This window comes from Burkholderia sp. Bp9012 (assembly GCF_003853825.1).
In the GTDB taxonomy this organism is placed as follows: domain Bacteria; phylum Pseudomonadota; class Gammaproteobacteria; order Burkholderiales; family Burkholderiaceae; genus Burkholderia; species Burkholderia diffusa.
Map to the genome: position 1 here is coordinate 202,202 of NZ_QTQA01000008.1, position 24,855 is coordinate 227,056.

The following is a 24,855-nucleotide window of genomic DNA, read 5'->3' on the forward strand; positions in this document are numbered from 1 at the left end:
CCAGACGAACTCGCGAACGCTCCCACCCTCACAGGATCCAAACGCCATGACGTCACGCCGCAAATTCCTTCAGCAGACCGCCGGTTCCGGCCTCGCCGCCGCTGCGCTGTCCGCGTTTCCGCCGAGCATCCGCCGCGCGCTCGCCATTCCCGCCTTCCACGAAACGGGGACCATCAAGGACGTCAAGCACGTCGTGTTGCTGATGATGGAGAACCGCGCGTTCGACGGCTACTTCGGCACGTTCAAGGGCGTGCGCGGTTACGGCGACCGCTTCGCGGTGCCGTCGCCGAACGGCCGCGACGTGTTCTACCAGAACTACACGAAAACGACGCCCGCGACGACCTTCACGCCGTACCACCTCGATGCGAGCCAGGGCAACGCGCAGCGCGCGGGCGGCACGCCGCATACGTGGGCCGACGCGCAGGCCGCGTGGGACCACGGCCGGATGAACCGCTGGCCCGACGCGAAAACGCCGCTGTCGATGGGCTATTACGACGCGGCCGAGGTGCCGTTCCAGCGCGCGCTCGCCGACGCGTTCACGCTCTGCGACCACTATCACTGCGGGATGCACACCGGCACCATCGCGAACCGGCTGTTCTTCTGGAGCGGCACCAACGGCCCGAACGGTATCAGCCCGACCGACGGCAGCCGCGTGAAGGTCGCCGCGCTGAACAACCAGTTCAACGGCGGCAACGACATCGGCCCGTCGAGCCAGGGCTGGACGTGGACGACCTACGCCGACCGGCTGCAGCAGGCCCGCGTGAACTGGAAGGTCTACCAGAGCCTGATCGACAACTTCGGCTGCAACGAGATGATGAGCTTCCGCCACTGGCGCGCGGCCATCGAGCAGATGCCGGCCGCACGCCGGCCCGCGTACGTCGCGTCGACGGACATCACGCAGCCGGTGACGGCGGCCGGCGCGTTCTACGATCCGGCGATCGACGATCCGTTGAGCCCGCTCGCGAAGGGCTTCGGCAACACGATGCCGTACGGCTTTCTCGAAACGTTCCGCGACGACATCCGCAACGGCAAGCTCCCCGAGGTGTCGTGGATCATCCCGCCGTCCGCCTACAGCGAACATCCGGGGCCGTCGAGCCCCGCTCAGGGCGCGTGGTACGTGCAGGCGGTGCTCGACGCACTGACCGCGAATCCGGACGTGTGGAGCAAGACCGTCCTGCTGATCAACTACGACGAGAACGACGGCTTCTTCGACCACATGCCGTCGCCGGCCGTGCCGTCGCGCAACGCGGACGGCTCGCTCGCGGGCGGCCATACGCTGGCGGCTGCCGACGTCGCCGTCGAGTACCACGATTTCGCGCCGGCCACGTCGAGCCAGCCGGCGGCCGACGGCCGGCCGTACGGGCCGGGCCCGCGCGTGCCGATGTGGGTCGTGTCGCCGTGGAGCCGCGGCGGCTGGGTCAACTCGCAGGTGTTCGACCATACGTCGACGCTGCTTTTCCTCGAGAAGCGCTTCGGCGTCGTCGAGCCGCAGATCAGCGCATATCGCCGCGCGGTGTGCGGCGACCTGACGAGCGCGTTCAACTTCCGCGCGCCGAACGACGAACCGCTGCCGACGCTCGCGGGCCGCACGACGAAAAGCCAGGTCGACGCGCTGAGCACCACGCAGCAGGCCGCGCCGAAGATCACGCCGCCGGCCACGCCGTCGCCGCCTGCACAGGCCACCGGCGTGCGCCCGTCGCGCGCGTTGCCGTACGAGCTGCATGCGAGCGCGCAGGTCGATCCCGGCAAGGGCACCGTCACGCTGAAGTTCGCGAACACGGGCCGCGCGGCCGCGGTGTTCCACGTCTACGACAAGCTGCATCTCGACCGCGTGCCCCGCCGCTACGTCGTCGAACCAGGCAAGGCGCTGCGCGGCGACTGGGCGGCGCTGGCCGACGACGGCGGCAAATATGACCTGTGGGTGCTCGGCCCGAACGGCTATCACCGCCGCTTCACCGGCGATCTGGCCCGGCTGACCGGTGCACGCATGCCGCATCCGGAAATCCGGGTCGGCTATGCGGGCGCGAGCGGCAACCTGCATCTGCGGCTGCGCAACGACGGCGGCAGCACGGTGCGCTTCACGGTGAAGTCGAACAAGGTGTACGGCCAGTTGTCCGGCCGCGGCGCGACCGACGATCGCGGGCACGGCAACGACACGGGCACGACGTGGACCGTCGCGGTACACGCCGGCGGCCAGTCGGAACTGCACTGGAACCTCGACTCGACCGGCCACTGGTACGACTTCGTCGTCACCGCCGACAGCGACGCGAGCTTCTCGCGCCGCGTGGCCGGCCGCGTCGAAACGGGTCGCCACTCGGTCAGCGACCCGGCGATGGGGTTCGCCGACCGCTTCTGACGGCACCTGCGCCCGCCCGGCCCGAGCACCGGCCGGGCGCCTGGCGCGGCGCGGTCCGATCCGGCTGAAACGCCCGCCCGGCGCGGCTCAAACATCAGAAGGATAGGTGGTGCAGCCCTCATTTCATGTCCACGAAAATGCTCCGTGTTGCGGCCCGTTCGCGTTAAACTTCGTCAAGCTGCATTCAACAACGACATCTTCGCCAATCTGGCACACACGACACGAGGATAGGTTCGATGCGCACTACCGGCTCATCCGGGGCAATGACCCTGCTCACCGAACACGACCCGGCCGACGGCCGCGAACTGCGCTCGCTCAGGCTCGAATCGACCGCCGACGGCAAGAGCGTGCTGCTGATCGAGATCGACGAACGCAAGCCCGGCATTCACCGCGAGGTACGCTACGAGATCACGCCGGCCGAACTGATCGCCGCGATCCGCTCGCACGGCGCCGAGCTGCCCGGAGAAAACCACGGCGCCGCCTCGCTCGCCCGCTCGTCTTCCTGATGTCCGACGGTGAGCCACGTGCAACGCACTGGCTCACCGTTCTGTCCGCATTTCCCTGCCGCCGTCAGGCGCTTTCCGTCATTCCCCTCCGCCCGGTTGAAAATGGCCGATAATCGGCCAATCCGCGCATCTTCCTCACGCGCTTCCTTTTCGGCCAGCCGTCATGCTCCGTGACCTCGTCGCCCAATACGGGCCGCTTCTCGTCTTCGCCAATGTACTCGCGGCGGCCATCGGCCTGCCCGTGCCGGCGATGCCGACGCTCGTGCTGTTCGGTGCGATGGCCGCGATGCATCCGGCGATGATCGGCTCGCAGCTCTTGACGGTGCTGGCGCTGTCGGTCCTCGGCGCGCTGATCGGCGACACCGCGTGGTACGTCGCCGGGCGGCGCTACGGCGGCACGACGCTCAAGACGATCTGCCGGCTGTCGCTGTCGCGCGATACCTGCGTGAGGAAAACCGAACGCTTCTTCGGCCGCTACGGCGTGCGCGTGCTCGCGGTCGCCCGCTTCATTCCGGGGCTGTCGCTCGTGTCGGTGCCGATGGCCGGCGCGCTCGGCACGCGCTATCGCACGTTCGCCGGCTACGATGCGCTCGGCGCCGCGCTGTGGACGACCGTCGGGCTCGTCGCGGGGCTCGTGTTCTACCGGCAGATCGACTGGCTGTTCGCCGGCGCGAGCCGGCTCGGCCGCGCGGTGCTGCTGGTGATCGTCGCGCTGCTGGCCGTCTATGCTGCCGTGCGCTGGATGCGCCGCCGAGCGCTGATCCGCCAGCTCGCGAGCGCGCGGATCGGCGTCGACGAGCTCGACCTGCTGCTGCGCGACGCGGCCGCGCCGGTGGTGCTCGACGTGCGTTCGCCCGAGCACCGCAAGCTCGACCCGTTCACGATTCCCGGTGCGCAATTCGCGGACGAGCGGCACATCGAGGACATCGTTGCGCGCTACCCGTTCTCGCAGAAGTTCGTCGTGTATTGCTCGTGCCCGAACGAAGTGACGGCCGCGCTGATGGCCAAGCGCCTGCTCGATGCAGGCTTCACCGACGCACTGCCGCTGCGCGGCGGCCTCGACGCCTGGCGCGACACGGGCCGGCAGCTCACGTCGCTGGTGGAAGACATCCCCGCCGCCAACGATCCGGTGGCGGGGTTGCACAAGCCGGCCTGATCGAGCTGATCGCAGGCCGGCCGCGCGAGACGAACAGTTTCGAAGGGGGCGTTGCGCCCCCCTTCGATCAGAACGCGTGCAGCGGCACGTTCACGACCAGGCGGTATTCCTTGTTGGTCGCGTCCGAGTAGTGCGCGGAACCGTTGTGCCACATCGCGATGAACGTGACCTTCGTGTCCTTCAGCTTGCCGCTCTGGAACGTGTACGACGGGATGAAGCCGAACTCGTGGTGACGGCCCTGCACCGGTGCGCCGTTGCTCCAGTAGATGCTCGACTTGCTCGGATCCGCCGCCGCGCCCGCGCTCGCATCCGCGCCCCAGCCCGTCACGCCCCATACCATCGCCTTGAAGCCCGGCAGGCCCGCTTCCTTGCCGTAGAACGTGTAACGCAGCTGCAGCGACTTTTCGTGCGGCGCGTTGTAGTCGACGTCCATCGAGTTGGTCAGGAAGATGCCGTTGGTTTCATTGAGGTAGTCGAAGAACTGGTCGCCGAGCACTTGCTGATAACCGAGCAGCAGTTCGTGCGGACCGTGTTGCGCGGCCAGCGACAGGCTGTACGCGTTGTTGTTGATCTTGCCTTGCAGCGCGTCGCCCGTATCGTGCGTCGAGTAAACGTTACCAAAGCCGGTCCACTTGATCGACTTCACATCGCCGATGCTGTGCTTCACCGACGCGTAGTACTGGTGCCACACGTCATCGGCCTGGTTCGCGTACAGCGCGACTTCGCCGTTCTCCGAATAGTCCCACGTGCCGCCGACGTAGGTCAGGCGATTGATGCGCGTGCCGCCATACTGCGTCGTGAGGTTGGTGAGCGTCGTATGGCCGCGCGCATCGGTCTTCGTGAAGCTGCCGGCCTCGAGCATCACGTTCTTGAATTCGTTGCTGACGATCGTCGCGCCGAGAAACGTCGGCGGCAGCGCGCGGTTGTCATGCTGCTCCATGAACGGGTTGTCGACGGCCTGCAGACCGTACTTGACCACCGTGTTCGAGATGCGCGCCTTCACGTCGTAGATGCCCGGATAGGCCCACGCGAGCTGGTTCGAACCGCCGCCACCCTTCGCGATGTGCACCATGCTGCCGGCGCCGGCGCCGCCGTCGAGCTTCAGCGCCGCATACAGCGACGCGTCGAAGCCGATGCCGATCAGGCCCGTCGTGTAGCCCGATTCGAAGTTCGCCATCGCGCCCTGGACCCACGCGTGACGATGCGGTCCGCCCTTGTTGTCCAGCGTGTCCGCATAGTTGCGGAACAGGAAGTTCAGGTGGCTGTCGGCAATGAAGCCGTTCGACTTCGACTGCGCCGAAGGCTCATCGGGCGGCGTGACGGCCTGGTTCGCCTCGGCGTTGATAATGGCGTTCGGGGTCGTTGCCTGCGCAACCGACGTGCTTGCGCCGGCGGACGGCGCGGCCTGCGCGACCGTCAGCGGTGCGGGGGCCGCGTCGTCGGCGTGCGCGACACCGCTCAGCGATACGCCGGCAAGCGCAGGCAAGCCCCATGCAAGCAGCATCTTCGATGCCGTCCCGATCGTCTTTTGCTTTTTCATCGTCATTCTCGTCTTGTGTTGATGTCGTCCACGCCGGTTGCGATCCGCTTCCAGCCCCCCGGCGAGCCCGGTTAAGGACGCGCCTTTACCCGCGACGCGAAGATCGTTCGCGCCGCACCCTACCCCTGTTGACCTGCCTGGTTATGTTTGCTGCGTCACTTCACGCCGCCACGCCCGCCCGGATGCACGCGACACGCGCCGCCGAGCCGTGCCGCACTTCCGGCAGCGGCACGTCCTGCGCACACGCGTCGATCGCGACCGGGCAGCGCGTGCGAAACGCGCAGCCGGACGGCGGGTTGAGCGGCGACGGCATCTCGCCCGCCAGCAGCATCGGACGGCGAGCACGCTCGCGCGCCGGCTCCGGCGTCGGCGCCGCATCGAGCAGCGCCTTCGTGTACGGGTGCTGCGGCACGCCGTACACGTCATGCCGCGTGCCGAACTCCATCACGCGGCCGAGATACATCACGAGCACGCGCTGGCTGATGGCCTTCACCACCGCCAGGTCGTGCGCGACGAACAGATAGGACAACGACAGTTCGCGTTGCAGATCGCGCAGCAGGTTCACGATCTGCGCCTGGATCGACACGTCGAGTGCCGATACGGGCTCGTCGCAGATCACGAGCTTCGGCTCGCCGATCAACGCGCGCGCGATACCGGCGCGCTGGCACTGTCCGCCCGAAAATTCGTGGGGGTAGCGCAGCAGGTGATGCGCGTTCAGGCCGACACGCTCGAGCATCGTGACCACGCGGCGCCGCACTTCGGCGCGGCCAAGGCCGGCGTGGTGCGTGACGAGCGGCTCCGCAACGATCTGTTCGATCGTCATGCGCGGATCGAGCGACGCGAGCGGATCCTGGAAGATCATCTGCACTTCGCGGCGCATCGCGGTGCCGCGCAGGTGATCGGGCGCGACGGCTTCGCCGCGCCAGCGCACCGTGCCGGCCGTCATCGGCACGAGGCCGATCAGCGCACGCGCGAGCGTCGACTTCCCGCAGCCCGACTCGCCGACGAGCCCGACCGTCTCGCCGCGCTTCACGTCGAACGACACGCCGTCGACCGCGCGCAGCGTGCCCTTGGGCGACCACGGATAGCCGCCGAGCGGCACGCGGAAATGCACCTTCAGATCCTCGACGGACAGCAGCGTGTCGCCCGTCGCGCCGGCATTGCGGCGTTCATCGACGCTCATCGCAGACCTCCCGTCAGATCGGCCAGCGGCCGGTGGCACGCGCGCACCGCGCCCGCGACGCCATAGGTTTCGAGCGCGGGGCGCGCGGCACCGCAGCGCGCCTCCGCATACGTGCAGCGTTTCGCGAACGCGCAGCCGGCCGGTGCGGTGCCGGGCATCGGCGGATTGCCGGGAATCGCGACGAGCGGCGCATCGTCGGCGTCGGTCAGGCGCGGCAGCGCGTTGAGCAGACCGATCGTGTACGGATGCGACGGCGCCGCGAAGATCGATTCGGCCGGCGCATATTCGACGGTGCGGCCCGCATACATGACCATCACGTCGTCCGCGAGGCCTGCGACCACGCCCATGTCGTGCGTGATCAGCACGATCGCGGTGCCGCGCTCGCGGTTCAGCTCGCGCAGCAGATCGATGATCTGCGCCTGCACGGTCACGTCGAGCGCGGTGGTCGGCTCGTCGGCGATCAGGATTTCCGGCTCGGACAGGAGCGCCATCGCGATCATCACGCGCTGGCGCATGCCGCCGGAGAATTCGTGCGGATACATGCGGATGCGGCGCGCCGCATCCGGAATGCGCACCGACTCGAGCGCCTCGATCGCGCGCCTGGTCGCCTCCTTGCGCGACAGCTTGCGATGCAGTTGCAGCGTCTCGGTCATCTGCCGCTCGATCGTCAGGAACGGATTGAGCGACGTCATCGGATCCTGGAAGATCATCGCGATCCGGTCGCCGCGCACCGCGTTCAGCGCGCGCGTATCCATCTCGAGCAGGTTGTCGCCGCGATAGCGCGCGGTGCCCGTCGTCGTGCCGTTTCCGGCCAGGAGGCCGAGCAGCGCCATCACGGTCTGGCTCTTGCCCGAGCCCGATTCGCCGACGATGCCGAGCGTCTTGCCGGCTTCGAGCGAGAACGACACGCCGCTCACGGCGTCGATCGGCGGCGCGTCCTTGCGCGTGAAGCGCACGCCGAGGTTGTCGACTTCGAGTAATGCAGTCATCTCAGCGATCCTTCGGGTCGAGCGCGTCACGCAGGCCGTCGCCAACGAAGTTCACGCAGTAGAGCGTCACGCACAGCATGACGGCCGGAGCCAGCAGCAGCCACGGCATCGATTCGAGTTTCTGCGCGCCGTCCTGGATCAGCACGCCCCAGCTCGTCATCGGTTCCTGCACGCCGAGGCCCAGGAACGACAGCACCGATTCGGTCAGCACGATGTTCGGCACCGAAACAGTTGCATACACAACGACCACGCCAAGCAGGTTCGGCACGACGTGGCGCACCACGATCGATGCCGGCGACACGCCGATCGCGCGCGCCGCGTCGACGAACTCGCGGTTGCGCAGCGACAGCGTCTGGCCGCGCACGACGCGCGCCATGTCGATCCACGAGAACGCGCTGATGGTCAGCACGACCAGCATGAACGAGCGGCCGAACAGGGTCATCATCAGGATCGCGATCAGCAGGTACGGGATCGCGTACATCATGTCGACGACGCGCATCATCGCGGAGTCGACACGGCCGCCCGCGAAACCGGCGGTCGCGCCCCATGCGACGCCGAACAGGCCGGACACCAGCGTGCCGAGCAGGCCGACCTCGATCGACACGCGGCCGCCGATCAGCGTGCGCACGAGCAGGTCGCGGCCGAGTTCGTCGGTGCCGAACCAGTGCTGGTTCGCGAGCGTCGGCGGCAGGCTGATCGCGCCCCAGTCGCTCGCGGCGGGATCGGCGGCGAGCAGCCACGGGCCGACGAAACACGCGAGCGTGATGAGCACGAGCAGCACGAGGCTGAACACGGCCGCGCGGTTGTGAAGGAAGCGCGCGAACGCGAGCGCGAGCGGCGAACGCGAACGCGGCGGCGAATCGGTCTGCACGGGCAGGCCGACGACGGGAGTAGTCGGAGTCATCGCGGTGCCTCGCTCAATAACGGATGCGCGGATCGAGCCACGCATACGCGAGGTCGACCAGCAGGTTGAACAGCACCGCGCAGACGGTGGTCAGCACGACGAGGCCGAGTACCAGCGTGTAGTCGCGGTTGATCGCGCCGTTCACGACGAGCTGCCCGAGCCCCGGCAGCGCGAACACCGATTCGGTGACGACGGCCGCCGTGATCGACGTGATGCAGACCGTGCCGAACAGCGACACGACCGGCATCAGCGCGGGCTTGAGCGCGTGACGCAGCACGATGGTCGAGCCCGGCAGGCCCTTCGCGCGCGCGGTGCGGATGTAGTTGCTCGACAGCGTCTCGATCATCGAGCCGCGCATCACGCGTGCGAGCAGCGACACGTTGATGAAGGTCAGCAGCACGATCGGCAGCAGGCGGTACTGCCAGCCGCCGTCGCCCCAGCCGCCGGCCGGCAGCCAGCCGTTGCCGGCCGACGTCTTCAAGAGGATTGCGAAGATCCACACCAGCACCGGCCCGAGCACGAAGGGCGGCACGACGTTGCCGAAGTTGCCGATCAGCATCACGAAGCGATCGATCACGCTGTCGCGGCGCACGGCCGCGACGGTACCCAGCAGTACGCCGAACACGATCGAGATCGGGATCGACACCCCGCCCACGCCGAGACTCACGGGCAGCGCCTTCTTCACGAGATCGTTCACCGACCAGTCGACGTAACGAAACGACGGGCCGAGATCGCCTTGCAGCAGCGAACCGAGATACAGCAGGTACTGCTTCCACAGCGGCTCGTCGAGGTGGTACTTCGCGTTCAGGTTCGCGAGCGTCGCCGCGGACAGCTGCTTCTCCGTATCGAACGGACCGCCGGGCGTGAAGTGCAGCAGCAGGTAGCAGACGGTGATGACGGCGAGAATCGTCGGCACCGCCCACAACGTGCGTCTCAATGCGTAGGCCAGCATGATCGCTCCGCTCAGTGCTTGATCAGGTACATGTCCTGCGAAGCACGCATGTCGATCACGTTCTTCAGCGAGTAGCCGCCCACGTAGGGCTTCACGAGACGGTCCGCCGAGTACTGGAACAGCGGCACCATCGGCGTATCGTTCATTGCCGTGTCATGCGCCTGCGTGAGCTGCGCGGCGCGCGCCTTGTCGTCGAGCTTCTGGTTGCCGTCGTCGACGAGCGTGTCGACCTGCTTGTTGCAGTAGCCGACGGTGTTCTGCGAGCTGCCGCAACGGATCAGGTCGAAGAAGGTCATCGCGTCGTTGTAGTCGGCGAACCAGCCGTCGCGCGCGATCTGCACCTTGCCGTCATGCCGTTCCTTCATCAGCACCTTGAACTCGACGTTCTCGAGCTTCGTGTTGATGCCGAGCTTCGTCCGCCATTCCGATGCGGTGAACAGCGCGACCTTCTTGTGCAGGTCGTTGGTGTTGTACGTGAGCGTGAACGACAGCGGCTTCGCGTCCGAGTAGCCGGCCTGCTTCAGCAGGTCCTTCGCGGTCGAGATGCGCTTGGCCATCGGCCACGACGCCCACTCCGGCGTGAACGGCTGCACACCCTTCGTGCCGTTCGGCATCAGGCCGTACATCGGCTTCTCGCCCGCCTGCGTGAGCTTCGACGTCAGCACGTCGCGATCGATCACCATCGACAGCGCCTGGCGCACGCGCTTGTCCTTGAGCGCCGCATCGCTGTTGTTCAGGTAGTAGTAATAGGTCGCGAGCTGCAGGCCCGGGCGCAGCTCGCCGCCGAACTGCTTGCTGACCTGCTGGAAGATGCCCGACGGAATCGAGTAGCTGTAGTCGATCTGGCCGGCCTGGTACATGCGCATCGCCGTTTCGTCGCTTTCGATCGGCAGGTACGTGACCTTGTTGATCACGACCTTCGGCGCGTTCCAGTACTTCGCGTCCTTCGAGATCACGATGCGGTTGTTCGGCTGCCAGTCGACGAGCTGGTATGCGCCGTTGCTGACGATGTTGCCCGGGCGCGTCCATGCGTCGCCGAACTTCGCGACGGTGTCCTTGTTCACCGGCGCGAGCGGCACCATCGCGGTCAGTTCGGGGAAGAACGCGACGGGCACGTCGGTCGTCACTTCCAGTGTGTACGGGTCGACCGCGCGCACGCCGAGCGTCGTCGGCGCAGCCTTGCCGGCGATGATGTCCTTCGAGTTCTTCACGAACTCGACGAGGATCGTGTACTTCGAGCCCGTCTTCGGATCGACGAGGCGCTGCCACGCATAGACGAAATCGGCGGCCGTCACCGGCTGGCCGTTGCTCCACTTCGCATCGTGGCGCAGCTTGAAGATCCACGTCTGCGGCGACTTGCGCTCCCACGACTGCGCGACGCCCGGCACGACCTGGCCGGCTGCATCGATGCGGGCGAGGCCTTCGAACAGGTCGAGGCCGATCGTGTTGCCGGTCCACGACTCGATGTGCGCCGGATCGAGCGACTCGACTTCGGCGGGCACCTGGCGCGTCAGGTCCTGTTGAGGAGCGAGCGCGACGTTCGACGGAACGGTCACGGCGTGAGCGGCGGGCGTCGTCAGGGCGAGCGCGGCCAGCACGGCCGACATGGCATGCAAGGATTTCATCGTGGCGGTCTTGAGAAGGTTGTTCGGTGAGCGATGCGCGGCGAATGCCGCGGTTACGCTTGAGACGCTGACGGGTACAGCGGTTGAGGAGGCCCGTGATTCTCGTATTGCATCTTAGTATTCCTTACGTTTCTTTCGACAGGTATTCCGTCTCCGAAACGAAGGAATACCTGTGCGTTAGAACAGCCGCGGCGTACCGACCCAGACCACCACCGACTCGATCTTCGCGGTGTTGACCCAGCTGTGCGGGACCGTCGACTGATAATGCGAACTGTCGCCGGCCTGCAGGACGAACGTCTTGCCTTCCAGCGTCAGCGACACTTCCCCTTCAATCACGTACAGGAACTCCTCTCCTGCATGTGTCGTTACTTCCGACCGCTTCTGCCCCGGCGGCATCCGCACGAGGATCGCCTCGAGCTGACGCCCTTCGGTCACGTTGGTCAGCCTCGCGAACAGGTTCGCCGAATCGGCGAATCCGAAGAAGCGCAACTGATCGCCTCTGCAGACCGAGCGTTCCTCGCTCGGCGTATCCACGAAGTACTGCACCGTCACGCCGAGCGCCTGTGCGATACCGGCCAGCGACGTCAGCGACGGCGACGCCAGCCCGCGTTCGACTTGAGACAGAAACGGCTTCGAAATCCCCGCGGCGGTAGCGGTGTCGTCGAGCGTGCGCTTGAGTCGTTGGCGCAACGCGCGGATCTTGCTGCCCAGTGCTGCGGCAGCGTCTGCCGACTGCGAGTTTTCAGTGGGGGGAACCATAGCAGGCCGAAAAGTGGTCGTCAAAAAATGTTTGATGGAAAGTAACTAAGTTAGATCGATTTGGCTTAGTCTTCGGGTTCGCACACGTCTTCGGTGTTGAGCCCGGTGCACTAAACAGGGCACGAGGCGAGCGAAACGACGCGCTATCTTGCCAGACTCGCCCGCTTCACAGGCAAGCTGCAAGCGGCTCTCCGGGAATTTGCGGAGAACGGGCGCGATTCTTACAAATAGATGATGAGACAAATATTCCTGAAAGCTGCTGCCATATCGGGAGTTTCCCTGAGTGGCGCGGACCTGACGCACCGGACCGGCAAACGTTACCATTCGCGCGCCGGTCGGGGTCGTGCACCGCCTTGCCTGGCGGCGTCCGACCCCGGCCCGGGCTAACCGCCCGACTGCTCCATCGCCGACGCAAAGCCTACCCGGCCACAGTGCTCCGGCGCCAGTTCGACCCCAAGGCGACGCGCGATCCGCGCCGTCCGTTTCAAACGAGATTGATGATGCACACACCTGTTTCACAGACACGATCGTTTACGACGGTCTTCCTTATCGAAATGTGGGAGCGCTTCGGCTACTACGGCATGGCCGCGCTCCTGGTCCTCTTCATGGTCGACCGGCTCGGTTTCACCGACAGCCATGCGAACCTGACCTGGGGCGCGTTCACCGCGCTCGTCTACGCGTCCCCGTCGATCGGCGGCTGGATCGGCGACAAGGTGCTCGGCGCCCGTCGCACGATGATCATCGGCGCGGCCGTGCTGTGCGCCGGCTACCTGATGCTGGCGGTGCCGAACGACGCGCTGGCATACATGTATGCGTCGCTCGGCGTGATCGTCGTCGGCAACGGCCTGTTCAAGGCCAACGCGGCGAACCTCGTGCGCCGCATCTATGAAGGCGACGATGCGCGCATCGACAGCGCGTTCACGATCTACTACATGGCGGTCAACATCGGCTCGACCGTGTCGATGCTCGCGACGCCATGGATCAAGGATCACTGGGGCTGGCACACCGCGTTCGCGGTCTGCTGCGCCGGGATGCTGCTCGCGATCCTGAACTTCATGCTGATGCACCGCACGCTCGCGCACATCGGCTCGCAGCCCGACGACGAGCCGATCCGCTGGAAGCGCCTCGGCGGCGTGGCGGCAGGCGGCGTCGCGCTCGCGCTGATTACGCTGTACGTGCTGCAACACAAGCAGCTCGCGGTCGCGAGCGTGTGGACGGCCGCATTCGCGATCCTCGCGATCTTCGCGTACATGATCGCGAAGTCGGAGCGTTCGGAGCGCGCGGGCCTGATCGCGGCGCTCGTGCTGATCGGCCAGGTGATCCTGTTCTTCATCTTCTACGTGCAGATGTCGACATCGCTGACGCTGTTCGCGCTTCGCAACGTCGATCCGCGCTTCATCCTGTTCGGCACGACGCTGTTCACGTGGAGCGCCGCGCAGTTCCAGGCGCTGAACCCGATCTGGATCATGATGCTGAGCCCGGTGCTCGTGTGGATCTACAACGCGGTGTCGAAGAGCGGCCGTGACCTGCCGGTCGCGGCGAAGTATGCACTCGGCTTCGGCGCCGTGGCCGCCGGCTACCTGGTGTTCACGATCAGCGGCCGCTACGCGGTGGACGGTCGCGTGTCGTCGTGGTTCATGGTGTGGGGCTACGGCCTCTACTCGCTCGGCGAACTGCTGGTGAGCGGGCTCGGCCTCGCGATGATCGCCCGCTACGTGCCGGCGCGCATGAGCGGCTTCATGATGGGCGCGTATTTCGTCGCGACGGGTGTGTCGCAGTATCTGGGCAGCGTCGTCGCGAACTTCGCGCAGATGCCGTCGCACGACCTGCCGGCCACCGAATCGCTGCCGCTCTACCTGTCGCTGTTCGAGAAGCTCGGCTGGCTCGCCGCGATCGGCATGCTGCTCGCACTTCTCCTGCTGCCGATGATGAACCGCCTGTCGCGTCAGCATCAGCGCTGCGCGGAAGAGCGCCGCGAGGAAGAAGCGGTTCAGGCGCAGGCGATGGCCTCGGCGCAGTAAGTACTATCCCTCGGCGTGCGGCCTGCACGCCACATTCTCCCGCCAGCGCGGCCAGCACGTCCTACACTGGTTGCAACGGCGCATCCGCTCCGTCGCGATGCGCACTGGCGGGAGAAGATCATGAAGAGCAAAACGACTCGGCTCTTGAGGATACTGTCGGACATCCGGCACGCGCAGCGCTGCACCGCATTGCGCGCCGCCCGGGCCGCGGCCGAAGCCGACGCAGTGCTCGCGGAGCAGGACGATCCGACGTCCGACGAACGCGACGACGCTGAATCCGACGACGCGACCGCCGTCCCCCGCTCCCGCATCGGCTCACCTCACTGACCGCACCGACGCCGCGCGGCGCGCTGCGTGCCGCCTCCGTGCTTCCGTGTTGCCCGTGCTTTCGCACCGATCATGCGGCCGCGCCGCGCCAGCGCGCGAACCACGTTCCCGAACCCGCCACGGCCATCATCAGCCCGATCGCGCATGCGTCGGCCGCAAGACCCACGCCGATATGCCGCAGCTCGGCGCCGTTCGCGACCGGATGCAGCAGCGAATCGATGACGAGCGAGATCGCCGCACCCGCGACGAAGCAGATCAGGCCGCGCCGGCCGACCGCGACGACGGGCTGCACGGCCTGCGCGATGCGCGCGATCCAGCCGCGGCGCGCGCAATCGGCCATCAGCCACGCGATCGCGGCGAAGCTCACGATACGCGGCAGCGCGAGATCGCGCTTGAGCACGCCTTCCGGGACCGGCAGCCCTGAGAACAGCTTGTAGCTCGCGCAACCGAGTACGATCGCGCACGCGACGCCGGTCGCCGCGGCACCCCAGCGACCGAGCGCGACACGCCGGTAGAACGGCTGGCAGCGCGCGAGCACGCCGGCGACGAACATCAGTTGCCATGCAAACGGATTGAAGCTCCAGCGGAACCCATCGGTATCCAGCAGCTCGGGGCCGAGCCAGCCGGCCGCGACCCACGACGCCGCGCTGAACGCGACGAGCAGCCACGGATGCCGACGCGCGAACGGCACGATCACCGGCGACGCCAGCGCGAACAGCACGTACATCGGCAGCACCGACGCGAGATACGGCTGGCGCTGGAACGTGAGCAGCTCGGCCGCGCCCGTGAGCGGCGACGCGAGCATCACGCTGACGTCGTCGAGCGCGAGGTTGGGCGCGTCGATCCCGTAATGGTCGAGCACGGCGGACACGACGAGCATCAGCGTCGACGTCGCGAGAAACGCGCGATAGATCTGCATCGCGCGCCGCACGAACCGCTGCTGCGCGGCGCGCGCACCGTGCCGGTCGGCGATCGCGCCGTACGCGCTCGCGGTAGCGAAGCCGCCGAGGAATACGAACACCTCGGCTGCGTCGCACAGCGCGAATGCGTGGAGTGTCACGCGCGACAGCATGCTCGCGCCAATGTGATCGACGACGATCATCAGCAGCACGATGCCGCGGAAGAAATCGACTTCGATCAGGCGGCCGCCGCGCGCCGGCGGCACCGAGACGGCGGGCGGCAGGCTCAACGACATGGCCGCACCTGCGCGACGCCGGTGCGGCACGCACCGGCGGAGGATTCGGAAGGGAGAAGGCGAACGCGATCAGCGGCGATGCGCGTATGCTCGCATCGCGCCAACCCGGCCGGCCCGGCACGGAGATGACCGTTCATGGAAAAGCCGCATACGAAGAGAAGACGGTCAGGTCAGTCTAGCGGCCGGTCGGGGGATACCCTAAGTAACAAAGTGCAACGGAATCTTCTGTTCGATTACAGGCGTGACGTCGGCGATGCAAAGCTGGCAAGGCCGCCAGCCGGACGTCAGCGCGATGCCAGTTCGACGCCAGCATCGCGAGATTCGACGCAACGAACACACGATGCGCGGCACGTTCGTTGCCGCGGTCGCGCCGCCGAGCGACGGCGCTCAGCCGCGCATGGGCAAGCGCCGCATCAGCATCGCGCTGTGCCACGCGGTCAGCGCGACGGCGGCCCAGATCGGCCCGTACGTCGCGAGCTGCGCGACGCTCAGTGTCTCGCCGAGCAGCAGCAGCGACACCGCGACGAGCAGCACCGGCTCGACGTAGCCGAGGATCCCGAACAGCGCCATCGGCAGCATCCGGCTCGCCTTCAGGTAGCTCGCGAGCGCGAGCGTGCTGAGCACGCCGAGCCCCGGCAGCAGCATGGCCCACAGCAGCGGGTGGCTGGCGACCGGCGTCGCACTTGCCGACACCATCGCGAGCGCGACCGGGCACAGTAGCGCGATCTCGAGCGCGAACGCGGCGAGCGAATCGGCGTTGATCCGGCGACGCAGCACGAAATACGGCGGATAGCCGAGCGCGACGACGAGCGTCGGCCACGCGAACGCGCGCGTCGCCCACACCTCGTGCGCGACGCCGAGCGCCGCGCACGCGACCGCTGCCCATTGCAGCGGATCGAGGCGTTCGTGATAGTAGAAGCGGCCGACGAGCACCATCGTCAGCGGCAGCAGGAAATAGCCGAGCGACACTTCGAGCATGCGCCCGTGCAGCGGCGCCCACAGGAACAACCACAGCTGCAGGCCGAGCAGCGCCGCGCTCGCCGGCAGCGCGATCAGCAGGCGCCAGTCGCGCACGCTGCGCCGCACGAGTTCGACGAGCGCCGGCCAGCGGCCGCGCAGCGCGATCAGCGCGAGCGCGCCCGGTGCGGTCCACAATATGCGCCACGCGAAGATGTCGAGCCCCGTGAGCGGCGCGAGCAGTTTCGCGTAGGCGGACATCAGCGCGAACAGCGTCGACGCCAGCACCGACAGCATGATGCCGCGCCCGGCCTCCGGATACCCCGTCATGTTGTTTTCGCCTTACTGCTGCTGGAAGCGCTCGAAACGCTTTTCGATCGGACGCTCCTCGAACGTGACCTCGGTCACGCGTGCGGACGGCGGCCCGTGGCGCAGCCACGCGAGCATCCGGTCGATCTGCGCGCCGGGGCCCTGGATCATCGCCTCGACGCTGCCGTCCTCGAGATTCGCGACCCAGCCGCGCAGCTTCAGCGCGTGCGCCTCGCGCACCGTCGCGTGACGGAAGCCAACGCCCTGCACGACGCCGCGTACCCGCACGTAGTAGGTCTCGATCCGTTCGTCCAGTTCATTACGGCTCATCGCGTCGCCCTCCCGTAGCATTCAAGCCCGGCATTGTAGTCGCGTCGGCCGCTTCGCACACGTGCCCGGCAAGCCGGCCGCACGCGGCGGCCGTCGCCCGCTGCGGCCGCCGTACGGCGCTCGCGTCGCCGGGCGCGCCGACCACGTACAATCTCGCCGACGCACAACCGCCGCGCCGCCCGCGCGCGGCCCTGAAGGAAACGCATGACTGATACCTCCCGCGATCTCGTTCTCGTCACCGGCGCGTCCGGTTTCGTCGGCTCGGCCGTCGCACGCATCGCGCAGCAGAAGGGCTATGCGGTGCGCGTGCTGGTGCGCCCGACCAGCCCGCGCACGAACGTCGCGGATCTCGACGCCGAGATCGTCACCGGCGACATGCGCGACGAGACGTCGATGCGCGCCGCGCTGCGCGGCGTGCGCTACCTGCTGCACGTGGCGGCCGACTACCGGCTGTGGGCGCCGGATCCGGACGAGATCGAGCGCGCGAACCTCGAGGGCGCGGTCGCGACGATGCGCGCCGCGCGTGCCGAAGGCGTCGAGCGGATCGTCTACACGAGCAGCGTCGCGACGCTGAAGGTCACGAGCGCAGGCGATCCGTCCGACGAAAACCGCCCGCTGACCGCCGAGCAGGCGATCGGCGTGTACAAGCGCAGCAAGGTGCTGGCCGAGCGCGCGGTCGAGCGGATGATCGCCGACGAAGGGCTGCCGGCCGTGATCGTCAACCCGTCGACGCCGATCGGCCCACGCGACGTGAAGCCGACGCCGACCGGCCGCATCATCGTCGAGGCCGCGCTCGGCAAGATTCCCGCGTTCGTCGATACCGGGCTGAACCTCGTGCACGTCGACGACGTCGCGCACGGCCACTTCCTCGCGCTCGAGCGCGGCCGCATCGGCGAGCGCTACATCCTCGGCGGCGAGAACCTGCCGCTGCAGCAGATGCTGACCGACATCGCGCAGATGACGAACCGCAAGGCGCCGACGATCGCGCTGCCGCGCTGGCCGCTCTATCCGCTCGCGGTCGGTGCGGAGGCCGTCGCGAAGTTCACGAAGAAGGAGCCGTTCGTGACCGTCGACGGCTTGCGGATGTCGAAGAACAAGATGTATTTCACGTCCGCGAAGGCCGAACGCGAGCTCGGCTACCGCGCACGTCCGTACCGCGAAGGACTGCGCGATGCGCTGGACTGGTTCGCCTCGGCGGGCTACCTGAAGTAACACAAAGCGGCGTGCGTCACGCCGCTTTGCGCACTTTGTTACACGTCGCTGACGGACCGGCACCGGCGCAGCGGTTAAAATCGCGGGTCTTACGCAGAGAAGACACGCATGAACCTGAACGAACAGATCGATTCGCTCAACGCGGGCGTCGATCGGCTCCTCCACGATCACCATGCCGCGCAGCAGGCGGCACGCAGCGCGGAAGCGTTCGCGCGCGCCGCCGCCGCGGAAGCCCAGGCCGCAGCCGAACGTCACGCCGCCGCCGAGACCGAAGCACTGGCCGCCGCGCAGCGCCACACGGCCGCAGCCGCCGACGCCGAGGCCGCGCAGCAGCGCCACGCCGACGCCACCGCCGAGGCCGAAGCCGCCGCCCAACGCCACATCGAATCCGCCGCACAGGCCGAGGCCGCTGCCCAGCGGCACGCCGAGGCGACCGCGCTGACCGAAGCGCTCGCGCAGCGTCATGCGGATGCCGAAGCCGCGTCGCAGCGTCATGCGGCCGCGATCGCCGAAGCCGAGGCCGCCGCGCAGCGTCATCACGCCGCCGCGACCGAAGCGGATGCAGCCGCGCAACGTCATGCAGCGGCCACCACGGAAGCCGAAGCCGCCGCGAAGCGCCACGCAGCCGCGATCGCCGAGACCGAGGCACTCGCGCACCGTCACACGCAGGCGATCGCCGAAGCGGAAGCCGCCGCGCAGCGCCATGTCGAGGCAACCGCCGAAGCACAAGCCGTCACGCTGCGTCACACCGAAGCGATCGCGCAAGCCGACGCGGCCGCGCAACGCCACGCCGAAGCGATCGCACAGGCCGAAGCGGCCGCCGAGCGTCACGCGAAGGCGATCGCCGACGCGGAAGCGCTGGTCGAAGCCGTCGTGAAGGACGCCGCGACGAACGCGGCGGTTGTGGCAGCCACACCGGCCGTCGCGGCTGAAGTCGCCGAACCGGTTGTCGAATCCGCTGTCGAGCCGGTGGCGGACGCAGCCGCGGCAGCGTCCGCCGAGGCCGGCACCGCCGTCGTCGCGCCGGCCGCCGGCACCGCAATCGAAGTCGCCCCCGCTTCCGAAACAGCGGACGCCGCCGCGGACAAGCCGACGTTGCACGTCGCTCGCCCGTCGCAAAACGAACTGACGCTGACCGTCAACGGCCAGTCGATCACGCTGCACCCGGAGCAGCTCGGCCAGCTGATCGAGGAACTCGCGCATGCGCGCGCGTCGATGCAGCCGGAACCGCCGCCAGGCATCCCGGCCGGCTGGCGCTTCGTGACGACGAAGAACCCGATGATGGCCGTGCAGAAGCAGTCGAACGGCGACCGCCTGCTGGTCGCGCGCCACACCGGCTACGGCTGGGTGCCGTTCACGTTCTCGCCGGACGTCGTGATCCAGATGTACATGATGCTGACGCAGCGGTAAGCACGCGTGGCGACGCCGTAAACGACAAAGCCCGATCGAGTCACAACCGATCGGGCTTTTTGCTTTCCGGAATCCGGCGGAACGACCGGCATCCGCCGGCGCGTGTCAGCGCTCCACCGGCGCCTGCACGCGCGCCTTCCACTGGCCGCCCTTGCCGCGCCAGTAGCGCCACGCCGACGCGAACGTCGCGCCGACGTAGAACAGCGCGACGAGCGGCAGCGCTGGCGCCCACAGAGGCGAGCGGCGGTAGTAGCGCAGCATCGGCGCATAGGCGGTGCACATCGACGCCCATGCGAGCCACGCCGGCCAGGCGCGCGCGCCGTACGCGAGCGCGGCGACGGGCGGCACGAGGTAGATGATCGTCATGCCGAGCAGCGTGCCGGCGAGCAGCAGCGGTGAATAGTGGAGCTGCGTGAACGCGGTGCGCGCGATCATGTTCCAGATGTCGCGCCAGCTGTCGTACGGACGCAGCGACACGCTGCGGTCGGCCAGATCGAGCCGGATCGGATGCCGGCCGCTGCCGCGATGCTTGATCTGCGCGGCAAGGCTGCAGTCGTCGATCAGCGCGCCGCGGATCGATTCGATGCCGCCCGCCTCCTCGAGCGCGCTGCGCTTGACCAGCATGCAGCCGCCCGCGGCGCCGGCCGTCCGGTTGCGCGGATTGTTGATCCACGAGAACGGATAGAGCTTCGCGAAGAAGAAGACGAACGCCGGAATCAGCGCCTTTTCCCAGAAAGAATCGCAGCGCAGCCGCACCATCAGCGATACCAGATCGCGCTGTTCGGCCTGCGCGCGCGTGACGAGCTGGGCGACGGCGTCTGGCGGATGGCCGATGTCGGCGTCGGTCAGCAGCAGATAGTCGGCCGGCAGCCCGAGCGTGCGCACCGCGGCGATGCCCTGCGACTGCGCCCACACCTTCCCCGACCAGCCGGCCGGCAGCGGCCTCGCGGCCAGCACCGTCAGGCGGTCGGCGCGGTTGATCGCGAGCGCGGCCGCGCGCGCCGCGTCGGCGGTGCCGTCGTCGCTGTGGTCGTCGACGATGATCAGATGAAAGTCGCCCGGATAATCCTGCTCGAGCAGCGACGTCGCCGCGCGGGCGATCACGTCTGCCTCGTTGCGCGCCGGCACGACCGCGACCACGGCCGGCCAGCCGGCCTCGGCCTCGGCCGCGGCGCCGCGCGCCTCGGGCGGCAGCGCCCGCGCGGGGCGCGCGCGCCAGAAGCCCCCACGCGCAACGAGCAGCACGATCCAGATCAGCAGTGACAGGCCGGACACCAGGAACGTAATTGCCAGCATCATCGGCACGCCTCCTGCCGGATGCCGGCGCGAGCGGCACCGGATCGTCCGGCCATAATCAGGGTCTGAATGAAAACACCCATGACCGCATCGGCGGCAGGGCAATATGCGTAAGAATCGACGGTCATCGAATGGCCTTGAAATGAGCGCGACGCCGGGCAGCCGGACAGGCTGCCCGCGAAACCGCGCAGTTTACCGGGTTCCGCGACCGCGAGCGCCGACGCGGCTCTGCGACGAATGCAACACGGCCGATACGGCACCAGAGCAAGGACGGCGCGATAGGGTTAAAATGCGCGATTAATTCGGGGTTCCGGGGCCTGGCCTGGCCGGTTCGTTTCCTGCCTTCATAACATCAAGCCGGGGCGAGCGAGCAGTGCCAGCTCCTCGAACCCCGGCGTCTGTCGTCGGAGTTCGCTCACTTATGCGAGTCATCCTTGCCCAGCCCCGCGGCTTTTGTGCGGGGGTTGTCCGTGCGATCGAGATCGTCGATCGCGCGCTGCAACAGCACGGCGCGCCGGTCTATGTGCGTCATGAGATCGTGCATAACCGGCATGTCGTCGAAAACCTGCGTAATAAAGGGGCACGATTCGTTGAGGAGCTCGACGAGGTGCCGCATGGCGCCGTGGCGATCTTCAGCGCGCACGGTGTCGCCCAGACGGTCGAACGCGACGCCGAAACGCGCGGGCTCGACGTGCTGGACGCCACCTGCCCGCTCGTCACGAAAGTGCACGTGCAGGGCCGCCAGTACGTCGCGGCGGGCCGCCGGCTGATCCTGATCGGCCATGCGGGCCATCCGGAAGTCGAGGGCACGATCGGCCAGATTCCGGCCGAGGTGATCCTCGTGCAGAGCGAGGCAGAAGTCGCTACGCTGACGCTGCCGATCGATACGCCGGTCGCGTACGTCACGCAGACGACGCTGTCGGTCGACGACACGCGCGGCATCATCGAAGCGCTGCAGCGCCGGTTCACCGACATCGTCGGCCCGGACACGCGCGACATCTGCTACGCAACGCAGAACCGCCAGGCCGCCGTGCGCGAGTTGAGCAGCCAGGTCGACGTGCTGCTGGTCGTCGGTGCGACGAACAGCTCGAACTCGAACCGCCTGCGCGAGATCGGCACCGAAAGCGGTGTGCCGAGCTATCTCGTCGCCGACGGCTCGGAAGTGAAGCCCGAATGGTTCGCGGGCGTGCAGACGGTCGGCCTGACCGCCGGCGCGTCGGCGCCCGAGGAAATGGTTGAGGATGTAATCGGCGCGCTGCGCGCGCTGGGGCCCGTCGATGTCACGACGATGACGGGCCGTGAGGAAAAAGTCGAATTCAAGTTGCCGGCGAAGCTTACGCAAGCTGTCGCCCGCGAAGTTTAAGGAGGACAACTCTTGTCTATTCCGCTGCTCCAGCAAGTCCGCGTCGGCGCATACATCATGCGCCAACACCTGTCCGGCAACAAACGCTATCCGCTCGCGCTGATGCTCGAGCCGCTGTTCCGCTGCAACCTCGCCTGTAACGGCTGCGGCAAGATCGACTATCCGGACCCGATCCTGAACCAGCGCCTGTCCGTCGATGAATGCCTGGAAGCCGTCGACGAATGCGGCGCGCCCATCGTGTCGATCGCCGGCGGCGAGCCGCTGCTCCACAAGGAGATGCCGGAGATCGTCAAGGGCATCATGAAGCGCAAGAAATTCGTGTACCTGTGCACGAACGCGCTGCTGATGGAAAAGAAGATGGACGACTACCAGCCGAATCCGTATTTCGTCTGGTCGGTCCACCTCGACGGCGACAAGGAGATGCACGATCACTCCGTGTCGCAGGACGGCGTGTACGACAAGGCCGTCGCGGCGATCAAGGAAGCGAAGCGCCGCGGTTTCCGCGTGAACATCAACTGCACGCTGTTCAACGATGCGATCCCCGAGCGCGTCGCGAAGTTCTTCGACACGCTGGGTCCGATCGGCGTCGACGGCATCACCGTGTCGCCGGGCTATGCGTACGAGCGCGCGCCGGATCAGCAGCACTTCCTGAACCGCGACAAGACGAAGAACCTGTTCCGCGAAATCCTGAAGCGCGGCGAAGGCGGCAAGCGCTGGTCGTTCAGCCAGTCGTCGCTGTTCCTCGACTTCCTGGCCGGCAACCAGACGTACAAGTGCACGCCGTGGGGCAACCCGGCGCGTACGGTGTTCGGCTGGCAGAAGCCGTGCTATCTGGTCGGCGAAGGTTACGTGAAGACCTTCAAGGAACTGATGGAAGACACGAACTGGGACAACTACGGCGTCGGCAACTACGAGAAGTGCGCGGACTGCATGGTCCACTGCGGCTTCGAAGCCACCGCCGTGATGGACACGATCGCGCATCCGCTGAAGGCGTTCGCCGTGAGCCGCAAGGGCATCAAGACCGAAGGCGCGTTCGCGCCGGACATCTCGATCGCGAAGCAGCGCCCGGCCGAGTACGTGTTCTCGCGCCACGTCGAGATCAAGCTCGAGGAAATTCAGCGCGCCGGCAAGGGCAAGCTGCAGAAGCCGGCGAAGCCGGCAACGGCGGCTTAAGCGCGTATCGCCGCACGGAGGTTCGCGCCTCCGCTGCGGCCCGCATCGAAGAAGCGCCACGGAGTTCGCTCCGTGGCGCTTTTGTTTGTCGGGCGTCGTCGCAAGGCCGCGCGCATTCGTCCGCGCATGAGCATGCGAACGCCCGCACGCCTAGTGTCTCGACTCCGCCGCCGCGATCAGTTGCCACGCGGTCGGCCCGCGATCGAGCAGCGGGTCGGACGGCGGATCGAGATCGTGCCGATGCGCGTCGTCGGACGGCAGCGCCTGCGACTTCGCGATGCCGATCTCGTCGCCGCATACGGTGCATCGATAGATGCCCGCAACCGGCGTCTCGCTTCCCGGCGGCAGGTTCTCGCTGAATGCGCGGCCGCTTCCGCACGTGAAGTAGCCACCGATCCTGTATAGCGCCATCGCGCCTCCTGACTGAAACGAATGCATTCGCGGCGACACGCACGATCGCCGCGAACGCGCGGATGGATCGTCATCGACCGAACCCGTTCGGTTCGTGTCGTGACATTGGGCGGCGAGCGTCAGCCCCGGGGACCGGAACACGCATGAAACGCGGCCAGGGTGCCGGCCGCGTTGCCACCGCTCAATGCAGTACGGCCGGTTCCCGCATTCGGGCCGCCGCCTGCGCGACCAGCCCCGGCTGCTCGCTGGATGCGAACGCGCACACGTGGCGCCACAGCTCGGCGAGCCGGTGCCGCGTGAGCGTCGCGACGCACGCGTCGTTCGCCGCGAGCACACGCTCGAGCACCGCGCACTCGTCGTCGTGCAGCATCCATGCGCCGCTTTGCACGGCGCGCGCCATGCTCGCGTCGAGCACGCGCTCCGCGTCGACGCACAGGTCGATGCTCGCATCCGGGGATACCGCGTCGTCGAGCGCGAGGAACACCAGGTAGACGCTCGTGCGCAGCCGCATCAGCAACGTTTCGCTGCCGTGCTCGCCGCGCAGCGCGACGAGCGCCATGTGGCATTTCAGCGAGATGTCGCGCACATGCGCGGGCGGCAGCGGCAGCAGCCACTCGCGCGTCAACGGCGGGTGGCGACGGCCTTTTCGAGCGGCCTTCATGATCCGCCCTCGGCTGCCGCGTCGTCGTCCACGTCGAATGCCGGCGACGCGGTGCGGCACGCGACGGCGCCGCGGCTCGCGTCGCGATGGCCGTTCGCGCGGCGTCGCGCGCCGCCGCACACGTCGCCCCGCCGCCGCGTCGCGCACGCCTGGGGCAGCCGGCGCATCGCGGATGCGCGCAACACGTCGGGGAGTCGGTCAAGGCATGCCATGCTCTGCT

Annotated in this window: 23 protein-coding genes; 9 read left to right on the forward strand and 14 right to left on the reverse strand. The window is 67.5% G+C overall.

Annotated elements, in window-relative coordinates:
* Window positions 1–46: 46 nt before the first annotated feature.
* The 3 genes from DIE11_RS13375 to DIE11_RS13390 all read left to right on the forward strand — a co-directional run bounded on the left by DIE11_RS13375 (window position 47) and on the right by DIE11_RS13390 (window position 4,018).
* The gene (locus DIE11_RS13375; protein ID WP_124624487.1) at window positions 47–2,356 is read left to right on the forward strand and encodes a phosphocholine-specific phospholipase C; all 2,310 of its coding nucleotides are present in this window, start codon (window positions 47–49) and stop codon (window positions 2,354–2,356) included.
* Between the two features lie 236 nt (window positions 2,357–2,592).
* Window positions 2,593–2,862: a hypothetical protein gene (locus DIE11_RS13380; RefSeq protein WP_059598918.1), complete on the forward strand. Its 270-nt coding sequence runs from the start codon at window positions 2,593–2,595 to the stop codon at window positions 2,860–2,862.
* A 163-nt stretch (window positions 2,863–3,025) separates the two neighbouring features.
* Entirely contained in the window at window positions 3,026–4,018 is a 993-nt protein-coding gene (locus DIE11_RS13390) for a DedA family protein/thiosulfate sulfurtransferase GlpE (protein WP_124624490.1), read from the forward strand.
* Between the two features lie 67 nt (window positions 4,019–4,085).
* Here the strand turns inward: DIE11_RS13390 and DIE11_RS13395 are convergent, their stop codons facing one another.
* The 7 genes from DIE11_RS13395 to DIE11_RS13425 all read right to left on the reverse strand — a co-directional run bounded on the left by DIE11_RS13395 (window position 4,086) and on the right by DIE11_RS13425 (window position 11,970).
* Window positions 4,086–5,558, reverse strand: coding sequence for an OprD family porin (locus DIE11_RS13395; RefSeq protein WP_124624493.1), 1,473 nt, complete (start codon window positions 5,556–5,558; stop codon window positions 4,086–4,088).
* Window positions 5,559–5,718: 160 nt separating this feature from the next.
* On the reverse strand, window positions 5,719–6,741 hold the full coding sequence (locus DIE11_RS13400; RefSeq protein WP_185633758.1) for an ABC transporter ATP-binding protein: 1,023 nt from the start codon (window positions 6,739–6,741) through the stop codon (window positions 5,719–5,721).
* Window positions 6,738–7,730 (reverse strand): ABC transporter ATP-binding protein, encoded by a 993-nt coding sequence (locus DIE11_RS13405; protein ID WP_124624500.1) that lies wholly within the window; start codon window positions 7,728–7,730, stop codon window positions 6,738–6,740. The genes DIE11_RS13400 and DIE11_RS13405 overlap by 4 nt, the downstream gene beginning before the upstream one ends.
* Window position 7,731: 1 nt before the next feature.
* Entirely contained in the window at window positions 7,732–8,634 is a 903-nt protein-coding gene (locus tag DIE11_RS13410) for an ABC transporter permease (RefSeq protein ID WP_124624502.1), read from the reverse strand.
* A gap of 13 nt (window positions 8,635–8,647) precedes the next feature.
* The gene (locus DIE11_RS13415; protein WP_059598913.1) at window positions 8,648–9,586 is read right to left on the reverse strand and encodes an ABC transporter permease subunit; all 939 of its coding nucleotides are present in this window, start codon (window positions 9,584–9,586) and stop codon (window positions 8,648–8,650) included.
* A gap of 11 nt (window positions 9,587–9,597) precedes the next feature.
* Window positions 9,598–11,211 carry a peptide ABC transporter substrate-binding protein gene (locus tag DIE11_RS13420; RefSeq protein ID WP_124624504.1) on the reverse strand — a complete coding sequence of 538 codons (1,614 nt, stop codon included), beginning with the start codon at window positions 11,209–11,211 and terminating at the stop codon, window positions 9,598–9,600.
* A gap of 177 nt (window positions 11,212–11,388) precedes the next feature.
* Window positions 11,389–11,970 (reverse strand): cupin domain-containing protein, encoded by a 582-nt coding sequence (locus DIE11_RS13425; RefSeq protein WP_059448921.1) that lies wholly within the window; start codon window positions 11,968–11,970, stop codon window positions 11,389–11,391.
* A gap of 497 nt (window positions 11,971–12,467) precedes the next feature.
* On the opposite strand from DIE11_RS13425, the gene DIE11_RS13435 reads away from it, so the two are divergent.
* Together DIE11_RS13435 and DIE11_RS13440 are read left to right on the forward strand one after the other, a co-directional pair.
* Window positions 12,468–13,991 carry a peptide MFS transporter gene (locus DIE11_RS13435; RefSeq protein ID WP_124624507.1) on the forward strand — a complete coding sequence of 508 codons (1,524 nt, stop codon included), beginning with the start codon at window positions 12,468–12,470 and terminating at the stop codon, window positions 13,989–13,991.
* 120 nt (window positions 13,992–14,111) lie between these two features.
* Window positions 14,112–14,318: a hypothetical protein gene (locus DIE11_RS13440; RefSeq protein WP_059598910.1), complete on the forward strand. Its 207-nt coding sequence runs from the start codon at window positions 14,112–14,114 to the stop codon at window positions 14,316–14,318.
* Between the two features lie 70 nt (window positions 14,319–14,388).
* Here the strand turns inward: DIE11_RS13440 and DIE11_RS13445 are convergent, their stop codons facing one another.
* The 3 genes from DIE11_RS13445 to DIE11_RS13455 form a co-directional block, all read right to left on the reverse strand.
* The gene (locus tag DIE11_RS13445) at window positions 14,389–15,513 is read right to left on the reverse strand and encodes an OpgC domain-containing protein (protein ID WP_124624510.1); all 1,125 of its coding nucleotides are present in this window, start codon (window positions 15,511–15,513) and stop codon (window positions 14,389–14,391) included.
* A gap of 387 nt (window positions 15,514–15,900) precedes the next feature.
* The gene (gene rarD, locus DIE11_RS13450) at window positions 15,901–16,800 is read right to left on the reverse strand and encodes an EamA family transporter RarD (protein ID WP_059598908.1); all 900 of its coding nucleotides are present in this window, start codon (window positions 16,798–16,800) and stop codon (window positions 15,901–15,903) included.
* A gap of 12 nt (window positions 16,801–16,812) precedes the next feature.
* Window positions 16,813–17,109: an acylphosphatase gene (locus tag DIE11_RS13455; RefSeq protein ID WP_012367074.1), complete on the reverse strand. Its 297-nt coding sequence runs from the start codon at window positions 17,107–17,109 to the stop codon at window positions 16,813–16,815.
* Between the two features lie 204 nt (window positions 17,110–17,313).
* On the opposite strand from DIE11_RS13455, the gene hpnA reads away from it, so the two are divergent.
* Entirely contained in the window at window positions 17,314–18,321 is a 1,008-nt protein-coding gene (gene hpnA, locus DIE11_RS13465; RefSeq protein WP_124624515.1) for a hopanoid-associated sugar epimerase, read from the forward strand.
* Window positions 18,322–18,429: 108 nt separating this feature from the next.
* Window positions 18,430–19,731 carry a phage tail protein gene (locus DIE11_RS13470; RefSeq protein ID WP_124624518.1) on the forward strand — a complete coding sequence of 434 codons (1,302 nt, stop codon included), beginning with the start codon at window positions 18,430–18,432 and terminating at the stop codon, window positions 19,729–19,731.
* 105 nt (window positions 19,732–19,836) lie between these two features.
* Here the strand turns inward: DIE11_RS13470 and DIE11_RS13475 are convergent, their stop codons facing one another.
* A complete protein-coding gene (locus DIE11_RS13475; RefSeq protein ID WP_124624521.1) occupies window positions 19,837–21,030 on the reverse strand; it encodes a glycosyltransferase in 1,194 nt (397 codons plus the stop codon).
* 418 nt (window positions 21,031–21,448) lie between these two features.
* Between DIE11_RS13475 and ispH the strand changes: the two genes are divergently transcribed.
* Window positions 21,449–22,390, forward strand: coding sequence for a 4-hydroxy-3-methylbut-2-enyl diphosphate reductase (gene ispH / locus DIE11_RS13485; protein WP_059598904.1), 942 nt, complete (start codon window positions 21,449–21,451; stop codon window positions 22,388–22,390).
* Between the two features lie 12 nt (window positions 22,391–22,402).
* On the forward strand, window positions 22,403–23,563 hold the full coding sequence (gene hpnH / locus DIE11_RS13490) for an adenosyl-hopene transferase HpnH (RefSeq protein ID WP_124624525.1): 1,161 nt from the start codon (window positions 22,403–22,405) through the stop codon (window positions 23,561–23,563).
* Window positions 23,564–23,713: 150 nt separating this feature from the next.
* Here hpnH and DIE11_RS13495 read toward each other — a convergent pair whose 3' ends face one another.
* The 3 genes from DIE11_RS13495 to DIE11_RS13505 form a co-directional block, all read right to left on the reverse strand.
* Entirely contained in the window at window positions 23,714–23,974 is a 261-nt protein-coding gene (locus DIE11_RS13495; protein ID WP_124624528.1) for a hypothetical protein, read from the reverse strand.
* Between the two features lie 181 nt (window positions 23,975–24,155).
* The gene (locus DIE11_RS13500; protein ID WP_124624531.1) at window positions 24,156–24,635 is read right to left on the reverse strand and encodes a hypothetical protein; all 480 of its coding nucleotides are present in this window, start codon (window positions 24,633–24,635) and stop codon (window positions 24,156–24,158) included.
* Window positions 24,632–24,847, reverse strand: a complete 216-nt coding sequence (locus tag DIE11_RS13505; protein ID WP_124624534.1) for a hypothetical protein — start codon at window positions 24,845–24,847, stop codon at window positions 24,632–24,634. The genes DIE11_RS13500 and DIE11_RS13505 overlap by 4 nt, the downstream gene beginning before the upstream one ends.
* Window positions 24,848–24,855: the final 8 nt, after the last annotated feature.